Origin of the sequence: Accumulibacter sp. (genome assembly GCF_031732815.1) — a bacterium.
Taxonomy (GTDB): domain Bacteria; phylum Pseudomonadota; class Gammaproteobacteria; order Burkholderiales; family Rhodocyclaceae; genus Accumulibacter.
Map to the genome: position 1 here is coordinate 1 of NZ_JAVMKF010000303.1, position 14,351 is coordinate 14,351.

Sequence of the window (14,351 nt, forward strand, 5' to 3'; positions counted from 1 at the left end):
CTGGTTTTAATACAAGTGTTTGTTGCCTTGTTTACGGTTTTTGTTCCACACAACCCTTCTGAGGCCGGCCAGGCTTCGGTTGCGGGTTGGTCTGTTGCGCGGGCAGCGGCGGCTGGCGCCGGGCGGGCCAGCCGCCGCGTACTTGCCCTCGAGCTCGCCACATGGGAAACTGAACTCACCACTAACCGCTAGGAGAAATCCATGAACGCTCAGGACATTACGCGTTGGCAGGAAATGGCGCTGCAGTACGGCTCGGAACTGGGGATAAAAGTCCTCGCCGCGATCGCCTTCTGGGTCATTGGCCGCTGGTTGATCGGCCAGGTGGGAACGCTGGTGCAGAGCGCACTCGAGCGCCAGAAGGTCGACGCGACGGTCATGCGTTACCTCGGTACCGTCATCAACGTGACGTTGAACATCCTGCTGGTGGTCGGCATCCTCGGCTATTTCGGGATCCAGACGACGACCTTCGCTGCGCTGTTCGCCGCCGCCGGCGTCGCCATCGGACTCGCCTGGTCAGGGCTGCTGGCCAACTTTGCGGCGGGCGTCTTCCTGATCATCCTGCGTCCGATCAAAGTGGGCGATTTCGTCACGGTCGCCGGCATCACGGGTACGGTCAAGGAAGTCGGGCTCTTCGCCTCGGCGATCAACACGCCGGACAACGTCCTGACACTGGTCGGCAACAACAAGATATTTTCCGACACGATCCAGAACTTCTCGCTCAATCCTTATCGGCGTGTCGAGCTCAAGGCACAGTTGTCGGGCGCGGCCGACCATGCAGCTGCCATGGCGCTGCTCAGGGAAAAGATCGGCGCGATTCCGAACGTGTTGGCCAGTCCACCGGTAGATGTCGAGATTCTCGAGTTCAACCTCGTTGGTCCGGTTCTCGCCGTGCGGCCTTACTGCCATAACGATCACTATTGGCAGGTTTACTTCGATACCAATCGGACGATACGCGAGTCGCTGACTGGCGCGGACTTTCCCGCGCCAATGCCGGCCCAGGTGGTCTTTGTCAACCAGCCAGCAAGCGGCGCTTGACACGGTGTGACGCGCCGCCACGGTCGGCCGCGCGGTTCGGCACGTCGGGCGACCCGGGGCGGCTTGCCGCGGGTCGCTGGCGTGCGCGCCAGCGGCTGTCGGGCGTGCCGTTCGTCGGCCAGAGAGTGCTGCCATCCTCGCTTCGGCCCGGGTCGTGACGCGCCATGGCTGCCAGGTTTCTGAGCGGGAATCTGCTCACGCTGCTGAATAGTGGTACCGAATACTTTCCGGCGCTGATCAAGGCGATCGACGAAGCTCGGCATGAAGTGCATCTGGAAAGCTACATCTTCGAAGACGATGCGACCGGCCGTGCGGTCGCCGACGCCTTGTCCAGGGCTGCGCAGCGCGGCGTCACCGTGCGCGTGCTGGTCGACGGTTTCGGCGCGCGCGATTTCGCCGACCGACTGCTGCCTGAACTGCTTGCCGCTGGTGTTCAGGCGCTGGTCTATCGGCCCGATATCGCACGCTTCCAGTTGCGTCGCCATCGCCTGCGTCGCCTGCATCGCAAGCTGGTTGCGGTGGACGGCGATATCGCTTTCGTCGGTGGCATCAATGTCATCGACGATCTGAATACACCACATCAGGTTCCGCCACGCTACGATTATGCGGTGCGCATCGAAGGGCCCTTGCTGACGCCGATTCAGCAGGCGCTGCACCGCTTGTGGGAGATCGTCCTGTGGGCCAAGCTGAACCGCCGCTATCGTCTGCTGCCGACGGCCCAGAAGGAGCCTGAGGCGCGCGGCGAGCAGACGGCGGCCTTCCTCGTGCGCGATAACATACGCCATCGACGAGACATCGAGGAGGCGTATCTCGCGGCCATCGCTGCGGCCAGCGAAGACATCATTCTGGCCAACGCGTATTTTCTTCCTGGGCGGCGTTTTCGCCGGGCTCTGCAGGATGCCGTCAAGCGTGGCGTGCAGGTGGTCATCCTGCTCCAGGGCCGCATCGAGTACCGGCTGCTGCACTACGCAACACAAGCGCTTTACGGCAAGCTGCTCGGTGCCGGGATCCGCATTTTCGAGTATCGGCGCAGTTTCCTGCACGCCAAGGTGGCGGTGATCGACCACCACTGGGCAACCGTCGGCTCGTCGAATATCGATCCTTTCAGTCTGCTCCTGGCGCGCGAAGCGAATGTGGTCGTCAAGGACCGGAAGTTCGCCGATGAACTGCGACGCAGCCTGCGCCAGGCGATGCAGAACGGCGCGCGCGAGCTGCCCTTTGATAGCTGGAAGCGCCTGCCCTGGCATTCCAGGTTACTGCGCTGGGCGAGCTATAATCTGGTTCGCATCCTGGTCGGTATTGCCGGTTACGGGGGCAAGCGATAGGCCGACAGGAAGGCAGCGCGCCGCCGGCACGTGCGCGATCGACCAGGCGGCCGTCGCCCAGTGCCAGAAGTCGCGTGTTGGCCCATGGCGGATTTCTTCGGGCACACTGTACCCGAGATAACGCAAGGCGGCAGCCAGCAGCGTGCTGCCTTGCGTCGGGTCGATGGCTGCGGCGCGTGTCTGTTTGGACAGCTTTTCCCCAGCCATGTCGGTGACGACTGGTAGGTGGGCGTAGCTCGGTGTGGCCAGTGCGAGCTTCCGTTGCAGCCAGATCTGCCGGGGTGTCGAGTCAAGCAGATCGGCGCCGCGGACGACCGCAGTGACTCCCTGCTCGGCGTCGTCGACGACCACGGCCAACTGGTAGGCGAACTGTGCGTCGGCGCGCAGGACGACGAAGTCGCCGACTGCTCGCGCCAGATTCTGCCGGAGACGTCCGTGCACGCGATCGTCGAAGGCGATCTCGCAGTCGGCGACACGCAGGCGCCAGGCCGTCGGGCGCTGTGGCAGCGCGCCGCCAGCGCGGCAGGTGCCCGGATAGATGCGCCCACCATCGAGCGCGGGCACAAGCGAACGGGCAGCAATTTCTCGCCGCGAGCACGAGCAGGGATAAACTTCGCCGGCCAGTTGCAGGCGCTCGAGCGCTGCGCGATAAAGGTCCAGCCGCTGGCTCTGTACGACGACCGCTCCTGTCCATTCGAAACCCAGGCGCTCGAGTGCGTGCAGAATGGCGTCGCTGGCGCCCGGTACCGTTCGCGCCTGGTCGACATCCTCGATGCGCAGCAACCACTCGCCTTGATTGGCGCGTGCGTCGAGGTAGCTGCCGAGGGCCGCAACCAGCGAGCCAAGATGCAGCGCACCCGTCGGCGAGGGCGCGAAGCGGCCCCTATAGTTACCGCGACAGCGACTGTCGTGGCCCAGGCTGAGGTGCACGGACTGGTGCCTTCCTATTTCCGCTCTTGCCGAGTAGAATCACCCGGTAATCACTCGGATTTCAGCCATGCCTGATCGTACTCTCACAGCCAATCACGAGGCCGCAGTTCTCGCCGAGGCGCTGCCCTACATCAAACGCTTTCACGGCAAGACCATCGTCGTCAAATACGGCGGCAACGCAATGATAGACGAGAACCTGAAACAGTGTTTCGCGCGTGACGTCGTGCTCCTGAAGTTGGTCGGGATGAACGTCGTGGTCGTTCATGGCGGTGGCCCGCAGATCGAGAGTCTGCTCAGCCGGGTCGGCAAGAAGGGTGAGTTCGTGCAGGGGATGCGCGTCACCGACGCCGAAACGATGGAAATCGTCGAAATGGTCCTCGGCGGTCAGGTTAACAAGGACGTGGTCAATCTGATCAACCAGGCAGGTGGCAAGGCGGTCGGGCTGACCGGCAAGGACGGCAGTTTCATTCGTGCCAAGAAGCTGCTGCTGGCCGACCGGGACAATGGAGAAGATCTGATCGATGTCGGCCTGGTGGGCGATATCACGCAGATCGACCCGTCGCTGATCGGTCACCTGGAGTCCGGCGGCTTCATTCCGGTTGTCGCACCGATTGGCGTCGGCAAGGGGGGAGAGACCTACAACATCAATGCCGACGTTGTGGCGGGCAAGATCGCCGAGATCCTCAAGGCGGAAAAGCTGGTCTTGCTGACCAACACGCCCGGCGTGCTCGATCAGACGGGCCGCTTGATCACCGGCATGACGCCGAAGCAGATCGTCGACATGGTGGCCGATGGCTCGCTTTCTGGCGGCATGCTGCCGAAGATTGCTTCGGCGCTGGATGCGGCGCGTAATGGCGTCAGAAGCGTGCACATCATCGACGGGCGGGTCGAACACGCCCTGTTGCTCGAAATCCTTACCGACCATGGCGTTGGTACGATGATCAAGTCGCACTGAGGGGTGGCGATGTCGCCGAAAGCTGTTGCTCCCGTATGGCTTTTTGATCTGGACAACACGCTGCACGATGCGCGCCCGAATATTTTTCCGCACATCAATCGTTCGATGGTCGCCTATATCCGCGCCCATCTTGGCCTCGATGAAGACCGCGCCACACGCCTTCGCGAGGATTACTGGCAGCGCTATGGTGCGACCCTGCTTGGCCTGGTGCGTCACCACGGGACCGAACCGCACCATTTTCTGGAGCATACGCATCGGTTTGACGATCTCGGGCGAATGCTGGTTTTTGAACCCGCGCTGAAGCTCATGTTGCGGCGCCTCGTCGGGCGCAAACTGATCTTCTCGAACGCACCGCTGGACTACACCTACGCCATTCTTGATAGAATGGGTATACGAAACCATTTTGCGGCCGTTTACTCGATCGAACGACTTCGTTTTCAGCCGAAGCCGGCGCCAGCGGCGTTCCGTTGTCTCTTGCGTGCAGAAAGCCTGCGCCCGGCTCAGTGCATCATGGTCGAGGACTCGCTGGCGAATCTGCGCGTGGCGAAGCGGCTTGGCATGCAGACAGTCTGGGTCAGCTCGCATACCCGGCAGCCGGCGTGGGTCGATCGGCGACTGACTTCGATTCTCGATTTGCGCCGCCATCGGGCACCGCTCTAGGCGTTGATTGCCGATTGCGCGTCCCGCGCCGGAACAAGTTTTCGGGGTCTGTTCGCGAAATAGGCCACACGCGGTCCGGGTGGCCGATACTCTGATTACCGGTAGTCATGTAGACTCCGGGCGAAAGAACACTCGTCAGGCACCATGAAGGATTCAGGCATCCTCGAGCAGGAACTCGCCGCATGCAGGGCAATTCTCGATTGCTCCGGCATTGCGGTGGTGTACACCCGTCGGCGCCGAATCTACCATTGCAACGCTCGCGCCGAGGAGCTTTTCGGCTGGCCGCCGGGAACGCTGGTCGGCCAGTCCGAGCTCGCTCTCTTTCCCAGCCTGACGCTCTGGCGCGCGCTGTGCAGACAGACGCGTTCTCACTTGCTGGCTGGGCAGACGGCCGCGCTCGAAACCCACCTGGCGCGACGCGACCGGAGCACGCTCGACGCTCACCTGATCGTGCAGCCGGGTGATCCGCTTGAGCCCAGGACGAGTGTGACATGGATCATCCGCGACATCTCCGACGAAGTACGGGCGCGGGCAACCAGCGCCCGCCTGCTGCGCGAGCAGCAACTCATTTTTCAGAATGCCGAGACCGGCATCGTTGTTCTGCGTGATCGCGTGATCCAGCGTTGCAACCGGCGCTTTGCCGAGTTGTTGGGCTATGCGCCGGATGAGTTGATCGGGCAATCCACGCGCATTTACTACCCAAGTGACACCGCCTGGCTGGAGACGGGAGACAAGGCCTACCGGGAGATCTCGGAAACGGGCATCTACCGGGGTGACGTGGTCTTCCATCGGCGAGACGGGGAGCCTTTCTGCTGTCAAATCATTGGCAGCATGATCAAACCCGGCCATCCCGATGAGGGCTATGTCTGGCTCTACGAAGATGTGACCGAAAAACGGCGCGCCGCCAGCGCGCTGCACGCGCTGTTGCGCGAGCAGACGCTGATCTTCGAGCGGGCGCCGATCGGCATCGCTTTTCTGCGCGAACGCGTGATCAGGCGCTGCAACCCGAGCTTTGAGCGCATGTTTGGCTATCAGCCAGGGGAACTGATCGGCTGCTCGACGCGCGTCATCTTTCAGGACGAGGCGGCCTGGCTGAATGCCGGCGAGTCGGCCTACCGGGTGATCGACGAAACAGGCAAGTTCGTTGGTGAAATCGTCTACCGCAAGGCCGATGGCACGCCGCTTTGGTGCCAAGTCACGGGTAGCCTGTTCGATCCCGCCAAGCGCGAGGAAGGACACGTCTATCTGTTTGAGGACATCACCGCGCGTCGTGCCGCCGAGGAGGCGTTGGTCGAGAGTTTGTGGGAGCAGCAGCTCATTTTCGACAACGCGATGATCGGCATCTCGTATCAGCGCGAACGAACGATTCTGCGCTGCAATCGTCGTCTGGAAGAGATTTTCGGATATCCCGCAGGCGGCTTGAGCGGCCGGTCGACGCGCATCCTGTTTCCGAGCGACGAGGCCTGGGAGGATGCCGCCCGCCAGATCGTCGAGCGCTGCGCGGTAGTGCACGGGACCTTCGATGGCGAACTGATGCATTGTCGGCACGATGGCACGCCGATCTGGGTTCATCTGATCGGACGCGCGATTGGCCAGAAGGAGGACGGTGATGTCTGGATCTGGACCTACGAGGATGTCACCGCGCATCGGGCGGCTCAGCAGGCACTGCGCGACAGCCATCTCGACCTGGAACGGCGGGTCGCCGAACGTACGCTCGAGCTCGAGCAGCAACTGCACTTCATGCGTCAATTGATCGAGGCGATTCCTGGGCCGGTCTTCTACAAGAACTGGCAGGGCCGCTATCTGGGCTGTAATCAGGCTTTCCTCAAGTTGATCGGGCGTTCACGCGAGGAGGTGATCGGTGCCAGCGTCTACGATCTGGCGCCACGTGAGCTGGCTGAGCGCTATCAGTTGTCTGACAAACAACTGCTTGAAAAGGAGGCTGGTTCGCTGGTCTACGAATCGCGCGTGGTAGACGCCGAAGGCAACTTTCGGGACGTCATCTTCCACAAGGCGACCTACGGCGGACCCGGCGATTCGGGTGGCGGGGTGGTCGGCGTGATGCTCGACATTACCGAGCGCAAGCGCATGGAGGTTCGCCTGCGTCAGGCGGCGACGGTCTTCGACAGCAGCGCAGAGGGAATCACGATTACCTCGCCGGATGCCGCGATCATCGCGGTCAACCGTGCGTTTACCGAGATCACCGGTTATCGGGAGGATGAGGTCATCGGGCGGAATCCGCGTTTCCTGCAGTCCGGCCTGCACGGGCAGAACTTCTACCGCGAGATGTGGGAGACGCTGGCGCTCCATGGACGCTGGCAGGGTGAGGTGTGGAACCGGCGCAAGGACGGACAGGCTTTTCTCGAATCTCTGACGATCAGCGCCGTGAAAGATAATGCCGGCGTCGTGACACACTATGTAGGCGTCTTTTCCGACATTACCGAACTGCGCAAGGCGCACGATCGGCTTGACCACCAGGCGCACCACGACCCTTTGACCGGGCTGCCGAACCGATTGCTGCTCGGTGACCGTCTGCACAAGGCGCTGCAACGGGCGCATCGGGATGAGTCTGGCCTGGCCGTCTTCTTCATCGATCTTGACCGCTTCAAGAACATCAACGATACCCTGGGCCACCAGGTGGGCGACCGCGTTCTCTGCGAAGTGGCTTGGCGCCTGAGCCGATTGATGCGCGAATCGGATACAGTCGGACGCCTGGGTGGCGACGAATTTCTCATCATAATAGAGGACATAAGCGATCCATCGGCAGCTTCGCACATCGCTGAAAACATTCTCGACGTACTGCAGAATTCCCCGGTGACCGTCAACCAGGAGTTCTTCGTTGGCGCCAGCATAGGGATCAGCGTCTTCCCGCAGGACGGTGTCGATGCCGAAACGCTGATGAAGAACGCAGATGTGGCGATGTATCGGGCCAAGGAACGCGGTCGCAACACTTACGAGTTCTTTACCGGAAGCCTTACCCAGTCTTCGCTCGCCCGCCTGCGTCTCGAGACCGACTTGCGCCGCGCGCTCGAGCGCGATGAGTTGCGGGTGTACCTGCAACCGCAGGTGTCCCTGGCTACCGGTCGGGTACTCGGCGCTGAAGCACTCGTACGCTGGCTACACCCGGCGCAAGGCATGCTCCTGCCGCCCGATTTCATTCGCTTGGCGGAAGAGTCCGGGTTGATCGTCCAGATCGGCGAGTGGGTGCAGCAGTCGGCCATGGCGCAGTGGGCAGCCTGGAGCGCCGCCGGGCTGGCCCCGGGTGTCCTGTCGATAAATGTCTCGGGCCTTGAGTTTGCCCGTGGTCGCATACAGGAAACCGCGCGCAAGGCGCTTGAGGCTTCTGGCCTGTCGGCGCAGCTTCTCGAACTGGAAATCACCGAAGGCGCGATCATGAGTCATGCCGAGAACAGCCTTCAGGTCTTGAGCAACCTGCGTGCAATGGGCTTGCGGGTGGTGATCGACGATTTTGGTACCGGCTATTCGTCGTTGGCACACTTGAAGCGTCTGCCGCTTGACAAGCTGAAGGTTGACCGCAGCTTCGTGCACGGCTTGCCCAACGGTGCCGAGGACTGCGCTATCACGCGTGCAGTGATCGGCCTGGCCCACAGCTTGCAGTTGACCGTGATCGCCGAAGGCGTCGAGCGCGACGAGCAACGCGATTTCCTGGCGCGCGAAGGCTGCGACGAGATACAGGGCTACCTGACCGGTCAGCCGATGCCTTTCGCCGACTACGAACGTTCGTTGCTTCGGCGCTGATCCGTCCGCCTCGGATTGCTTGGACAAATCTGGTGCGCGACCCGGCCCTGGTGCGCGACGACTCGGCTGACGGGCCCGCTCGCCCATCGCCGGCGATCGCCACGTCGGTGTCTCGTTACTGGCTGGCGCCCGTGTGGAAGGCGCGTGATGAACTCTTCGCCAGCCATCAGCCGTCGGTCTTGAGCCAGGTTGCGGCGCTCAGCGCGAAGTAGCTGAGAATCCCGTCCGCGCCGGCTCGCTTGCAGGCCAGCAGGCTTTCCAGGACGCAAGCGCGTTCATCAAGCCAGCCGTTCTGTGCCGCAGCCTTGAGCATGGCGTACTCGCCGCTGACCTGGTAGACGTAGGTCGGTGCGCCGAATTCATCCTTGACGCGGCGAACAATGTCGAGATAAGGCAGCCCCGGTTTGACCATCACCATGTCGGCGCCTTCGGCCAGGTCGAGCGCGACCTCGCGTAGTGCCTCGTCGCTATTGGCCGGGTCCATCTGATAGGTGCTCTTGTTGCCCTTGCCGAGGTTTCCCGCCGAGCCGACGGCGTCGCGGAAGGGGCCATAAAAGCTGGACGCATATTTTGCCGAATAGGCCAGGATGCGCGTATGAATCAGCCCGGCAGTGTCGAGTTCACGCCGAATCCGTCCAACCCGACCGTCCATCATGTCCGACGGGGCGACGACGTCGGCGCCGGCCTGCGCCTGAATGAGCGCCTGCTGCGCCAGGACCGCCAGCGTCTCGTCATTCAGGACGTATTGCCGCGGGTCATCGGCGGCGATCAGACCGTCCTGTCCATGACTCGTATAGGGGTCCAGGGCGACGTCGGTGATCACGCCGAGTTCCGGGAACTCGCGCTTCAAGGCGGTGACCACGCGCGGCACCAGGCCGTCCGGGTTGCACGCTTCCTCGGCGCCCGGCGTCTTGCCGGCGGCGTCGATGACCGGAAACAGGGCAAGCGCCGGGATGCCCAGCGCGAGCGCGCGTTCGGCCGTCCTCAGCAGCCGGTCCAGACTTTGTCTTGCCAGGCCGGGCAGCGAAGCTATCGGTTCCAGCCGATCGTTGCCGTCAAGAACGAAAACCGGATAGATCAGATCGTCGGTCGAGAGTCGTGTTTCGCGCATCAGACGGCGGGAAAAATCGTCGCGACGCATGCGGCGCATGCGGGTGTTCGGAAATGCGGTGTTGTGATCCATAAGCTACGCCAGTTCAAGATAGATAACTTTAATGGGCTGACCCGGTGTCAGTCAGGAACTCGCTGCCCTGCTGCTTGCTCAAAGTGCTTAGATGGCCACGCCATCTCCCGCTTCACCTCCCTAAGCGGGTGCCTTATCCCCTGTAAGGCATCGACGCCCCCGGCCCCCCCTTGCCGGGGGCGTTTCCTTGTCAGTTTCCTTGTCCATCTCAACGCTTGTTGACGGCTACCGCCTGGCGGGCGGTCCAGCCGACTGCTGCGCGCCGTCTTGCCGAGGTGCGTCGGCCCCCCGCGGTGCCCAGCGGTGCCGGGGCAGAGTCGTCGAAGGGCAGATCCAGCCAGCCAGCGAGTACGGCTTCGGCTTCGCGCACGCCAAACTTCTTCAGCCCCGAAAAGATTTGTGCCGAACACTGTGTGCCGAGTTCGGCGAGGGCAGCCCGCACTTGCCGGCAGGTTTCAGCTTGTTCCTGACGGCTGAGTTTATCGGCCTTGGAGAGCAGGACGTGGATCGGCTTGCCGGTTACGGAGAACCAGCGCATCATCTGCTGGTCGAGGTCAGTCAGCGGGTGACGGCTGTCCATGATCAGGAGCAGACCGCGCAGCGCAGGTCGTTCCTGAAGATAGGGAGCGAGCAGGCCCTCCCATTGACTACGGACGTCCACTGGAGCTTTTGCATAGCCGTAACCCGGCAGGTCGACCAGATACTTTCCCTCGTCGATCCGGAAGTAGTTCAGATGTTGTGTTCGCCCCGGAGTCTTGGAAACGAAGGCCAGGCGCGTGTGGTTGGCCAGAGCATTGATTGCAGTTGACTTGCCGGCGTTCGAGCGGCCGGCGAAAGCGACTTCGCAGAGCGCGTCGGCGGGCAGTTCGCGCAGGTCGGCCACCGTCTTGTGGAAAATCGCGTGTTGGAAGAGGGGCATAAGTCAGGCGTGCGGCAGTGGGTGAAAGGGCGGATGCGTGCCAGCGCTCGAAACTGCGATAGAATATCAGCTTTCGGCGCTCGGCTTCACCGGCTTCAAATCAGTCCAAGTTGTGTCAATGTTGTCTATGGGAGTTTCGACATGATTCGTACAACGGCGCTTGCGGTTGTCCTGGCCGCCAGTATCCCAGCCTTCGCAACAGAACAGGCTAGAGCAAAGGTTGACTTGGCGAAGGCCAAGGAGATCGCCGAGACCGTCTGCGTTGGCTGTCACGGCGCTGACGGTAACAGCCCGGCCGCTGCCAACCCGATCATCGCTGGCCAGGTGCGGGAGTACCTGTATAAGCAGCTCGGCAATTTCAAGGCGGCCGACGGCAAGCCGGCGTTGCGCGCGAACCCGATCATGGCCGGTATGGTCGCTGCGCTGTCGGACGAAGACATGCACAGTCTGGCGGCGTATTTCTCGCAGCAAGCGATCAAGCCCTCGGTCGCCCGCGACGAGAAGCTGCTGGCCGAGGGTAAGTCGCTATGGCGCAAAGGAGATTTTGAGAAAGGTATTCCGGCGTGTGCCGGCTGTCACGGGCCAGCCGGGGCTGGTCTGCCTGCGCAGTACCCACGCCTCGCTGGGCAGTATGCCGAATACACTGCGGCGCAGTTGAAGACGTTCCGGACGCACGAGCGCGCCAACGATCCGGAGAAAATGATGCGCGTGATCGCCGGCAAGCTTTCCGACGCTCAGATCAGTGCCGTAGCCGAGTACGCCGCCGGGCTGCGCTGAGCGCTCGTCACCGAATCGTCCAGAGCCGGGCGAGATCGAGAAAGGATGGATGCGTTATGAAGACAATCAGGCAGTTGCTCGCCAGCAAGAGCAGGCTCTTGGTAGCCGTCAAACCCGATGACGCAGTTTTTCATGCCCTGCAGGTCATGGCTGATCACAACGTTGGCTCGGTCCTCGTCCTCGAGAGCGGCAAGCTGGTCGGGATCGTCACCGAGCGCGACTATGCGCGCAAGGTGATCCTGCACGGAAAGGCATCGAAGGATATCCCGGTGCGCGAGATCATGAGCGACCGGGTGCTCTACGTGACGCCCGAACAGACCGTGGACGAATGCATGGCGATCATGACCGAGATGCACTTTCGTCATCTGCCGGTCATGGCCGATGACCAGGTGGTCGGCATCGTCTCGATCGGCGATGTGGTCAAGGAGACGATTTCGCACCAGCAGTTTGTCATCGAGCAGATGGAGAAGTACATCACCGGCTAGTTGGCTAAGGGAGTTCGTCAAGCCCGAACTCGTTCAGGTGTGCGGTCTCGCCCCACGCTTGCAGACGCCATGCCTGCCCGTCGCCGACCACCCAGTTGATTCCGGCGTTGGGAATCAGGAAGTCGCGCGGGATCGAGAGCGCGTTCCCGCGTGCCAGGCGATTGACGATGTCGAGGACTCCGCCGTGAGTGACCACGACGATGGTCTGTCCGCCATGCCGTAGCGCGAGGCGTGAGAGAGCCGTAGCCACGCGCTCATGCAACTGCTGCAGGCTTTCACCGCCGAACGGGATGACGAATGCTGGCTCGCGCGTCTCGAACAGCTGGTATTCGGCCGGGTAGCGGGCGCGTGACTCATCATAGGTCAGGCCTTCGAAAAAGCCGTAGCGGCGCTCACGGAATTCGGCAAGAAAGTGCGGCTGCAGCCTGAGCTGCATCGCGATACGTTCGGCAGTCTGCCGTGCGCGCAGCAGATCACTGCTGTACAGTGCCGCCACCGGCTGCCCGGAGAGCCAGCGGGCCGCCGCCTCGGCTTGCGCCAGGCCAGCCGAGTTGAGCCCGATGTCGATTTGCCCCTGAATGCGCTTTTCAGCATTCCATGTGGTTTCGCCGTGTCGGACGAGACAGATGCGGGTTGCTTTCATGGCCGGATCTTAACCGATCTGGCCGGTTCGGCTGGCGCGGACTTGCTTCGGCAAAGGGCGTTGCCGCGCTCGCTGAGCAGCGCAGCGCTCTCGCGCCGACGGCTCGGTCGCGGCGCGCTGGCAGCCGTTCACCCGGCACCCCATTTCGTGCTGCGCGGCGGACGAAGGTGGTGCCATCGATCAGCGCAGGCAACGGGCGATCGAGTCGCACGTTCGGCCGGTAGGCATCCCGGCAGGAAGGAGTTGGCATATGGATGAGGCGAGTATTCCGGTCGCGCACCACCCAGCCGCTTGGCGAGCAGGCGGCCAGCGCGCGTCTGCGGCGGTCGCGCGACACCGTTTGGCGGCCTGGCGGTGCGCGCGGGCGGCCGACGGTGCGCTGTGCCTTGGGGTCGGCTAGCCTCGTGCGGCACCTGATCATTGGCAACGGACCGGCCGGAGTGGTCGCGGCACTCACCCTGCGGCGGCTCGATCCAAGTGCCGAGATTACCGTGATTGGCGAAAGCGGCGGTGCGTTGCAGTCGGCAGCCTGCACGGCGTATCGCGCCTGCACAGTGGGCGAAGAAGTGGCAAGCGGCACGCCTGTGGACGCCGATCGTTTTGCTCGGTCGTGCATCGAGCTGCGCCACGCGCGCGTCGAAGCGGTCGACACGTCTGCCTGCCACGTGCGGCTGGCGGATGGGCAGGTCGTGCCCTATGATCGGGTGTTGATCGCCACCGGTTCGCGTCCGGTGCGACCGGCGATTGCCGGGATCGATCTGCCACAGGTGTTTACCTGTTGGAGCCCGGCCGACGCGCAGGCCATCGCGGCGGCGGTCGGCCCGGCCGCGCGCGTGCTGCAGATGGGTGCCGGGTTTATCGGCTGTATCAGCCTGCAGGCTCTGGCGGCAAAGGCGGCGCGGCTGACGGTCGTCGAGGTGCGCGAGCGCATGCTTGCACATCTGCTGGATGACATCGCCGGGGATCTGATCCGGCGCTGGTGCGAGGAGCAGGGCGTGCAGATGTGTGTGGGTCGGCGCGTCGTTGCCGTCACGCAGTCCGGCGAACGATTGCGCGCCGAACTCGACGATGGCCGGACGATCGAGGCTGACGCGCTGGTCAGCGCGACGGGTGGTCAACCCAACGTTGCCTTTCTCACCGGCAGCGGTATAGCGCTGGCGCGTGGGGTGTTGGTCGATGCCGCGATGCAGAGCAGCATCCGCGGCGTCTATGCAGCCGGGGATGCTGCGGAAGCGCTTGCAGCCAGCGCCAGTGGTCGATGGGTGAGCGCGATTCGGCCTGACGCCGTCGAGCAGGCGCGCATTGCCGCACTCAACATGGCCGGCCACCCGGTTCTCTTGCCCGGCACTTTCGCATTTTGCATCGTCGACACGCTGGGACTGATTTCTGCGTCTTTCGGACAATGGCAGGGCTCACCCGATTGCGAGCAGGCACAGGTGCTCGATGACGGCGACTACCGCTACTTGCGCCTGGTCTTTTCCGGGGATCGTCTGATCGGCGCGAACAACGTTGGGCACACCGATCAGATCGCTGCCCTGCGTGGACTGATCCAGGGAGGCGTCAGACTCGGCGAATGGAAGGCACGTCTGTTGGCAAACCCACTGCAGTTGACCGAGGCCTACCTGGCGCTGCGACTGGCAGCCAGCGATTGAGCGCAATTGCCGTTTGGCGGTTACTGCC

General features: G+C 62.9%; 13 protein-coding genes. 9 read left to right on the plus strand and 4 right to left on the minus strand.

From position 1 onward, the window contains the following. From RKP46_RS17610 to clsB, 3 genes are all read left to right on the plus strand, one after another. The coding region (locus RKP46_RS17610; RefSeq protein ID WP_311107832.1) for a hypothetical protein at positions 1-192 on the plus strand (192 nt) is incomplete at its 5' end. Positions 193-201: 9 nt separating this feature from the next. Further along, on the plus strand, positions 202-1,035 hold the full coding sequence (locus tag RKP46_RS17615; protein ID WP_311107833.1) for a mechanosensitive ion channel family protein: 834 nt from the start codon (positions 202-204) through the stop codon (positions 1,033-1,035). Positions 1,036-1,199: 164 nt separating this feature from the next. Further along, a complete protein-coding gene (gene clsB / locus RKP46_RS17620; RefSeq protein ID WP_311107834.1) occupies positions 1,200-2,360 on the plus strand; it encodes a cardiolipin synthase ClsB in 1,161 nt (386 codons plus the stop codon). Here clsB and gluQRS read toward each other — a convergent pair. Continuing rightward, positions 2,289-3,290 (minus strand): tRNA glutamyl-Q(34) synthetase GluQRS, encoded by a 1,002-nt coding sequence (gene gluQRS / locus RKP46_RS17625; protein ID WP_311107835.1) that lies wholly within the window; start codon positions 3,288-3,290, stop codon positions 2,289-2,291. The two genes, clsB and gluQRS, sit on opposite strands and share 72 nt — an antisense overlap. Before the next feature lie 67 nt (positions 3,291-3,357). Between gluQRS and argB the strand changes: the two genes are divergently transcribed. The 3 genes from argB to RKP46_RS17640 all read left to right on the plus strand — a co-directional run bounded on the left by argB (position 3,358) and on the right by RKP46_RS17640 (position 8,664). Continuing rightward, positions 3,358-4,245, plus strand: a complete 888-nt coding sequence (argB, locus tag RKP46_RS17630; protein WP_311107836.1) for an acetylglutamate kinase — start codon at positions 3,358-3,360, stop codon at positions 4,243-4,245. 9 nt (positions 4,246-4,254) lie between these two features. Next, positions 4,255-4,905 carry a pyrimidine 5'-nucleotidase gene (locus RKP46_RS17635; protein WP_311107837.1) on the plus strand — a complete coding sequence of 217 codons (651 nt, stop codon included), beginning with the start codon at positions 4,255-4,257 and terminating at the stop codon, positions 4,903-4,905. Between the two features lie 144 nt (positions 4,906-5,049). Then, on the plus strand, positions 5,050-8,664 hold the full coding sequence (locus RKP46_RS17640; protein ID WP_311107838.1) for a PAS domain S-box protein: 3,615 nt from the start codon (positions 5,050-5,052) through the stop codon (positions 8,662-8,664). 166 nt (positions 8,665-8,830) lie between these two features. Here the strand turns inward: RKP46_RS17640 and hemB are convergent, their stop codons facing one another. Together hemB and yihA are read right to left on the minus strand one after the other, a co-directional pair. Beyond that, positions 8,831-9,847: a porphobilinogen synthase gene (gene hemB / locus RKP46_RS17645; protein WP_311107839.1), complete on the minus strand. Its 1,017-nt coding sequence runs from the start codon at positions 9,845-9,847 to the stop codon at positions 8,831-8,833. A 208-nt stretch (positions 9,848-10,055) separates the two neighbouring features. Then, positions 10,056-10,766, minus strand: coding sequence for a ribosome biogenesis GTP-binding protein YihA/YsxC (gene yihA / locus RKP46_RS17650; RefSeq protein WP_311107840.1), 711 nt, complete (start codon positions 10,764-10,766; stop codon positions 10,056-10,058). A gap of 141 nt (positions 10,767-10,907) precedes the next feature. On the opposite strand from yihA, the gene RKP46_RS17655 reads away from it, so the two are divergent. Continuing rightward, positions 10,908-11,543 carry a c-type cytochrome gene (locus tag RKP46_RS17655; RefSeq protein ID WP_311107841.1) on the plus strand — a complete coding sequence of 212 codons (636 nt, stop codon included), beginning with the start codon at positions 10,908-10,910 and terminating at the stop codon, positions 11,541-11,543. 56 nt (positions 11,544-11,599) lie between these two features. Continuing rightward, the gene (locus RKP46_RS17660) at positions 11,600-12,028 is read left to right on the plus strand and encodes a CBS domain-containing protein (RefSeq protein WP_311107842.1); all 429 of its coding nucleotides are present in this window, start codon (positions 11,600-11,602) and stop codon (positions 12,026-12,028) included. A 4-nt stretch (positions 12,029-12,032) separates the two neighbouring features. On the opposite strand, the gene RKP46_RS17665 is transcribed toward RKP46_RS17660, so the two are convergent. Continuing rightward, the gene (locus RKP46_RS17665; protein WP_311107843.1) at positions 12,033-12,671 is read right to left on the minus strand and encodes a histidine phosphatase family protein; all 639 of its coding nucleotides are present in this window, start codon (positions 12,669-12,671) and stop codon (positions 12,033-12,035) included. A gap of 254 nt (positions 12,672-12,925) precedes the next feature. On the opposite strand from RKP46_RS17665, the gene RKP46_RS17670 reads away from it, so the two are divergent. Continuing rightward, positions 12,926-14,323 carry an FAD-dependent oxidoreductase gene (locus RKP46_RS17670; protein ID WP_311107844.1) on the plus strand — a complete coding sequence of 466 codons (1,398 nt, stop codon included), beginning with the start codon at positions 12,926-12,928 and terminating at the stop codon, positions 14,321-14,323. The last annotated feature ends 28 nt before the right edge of the window (positions 14,324-14,351 follow it).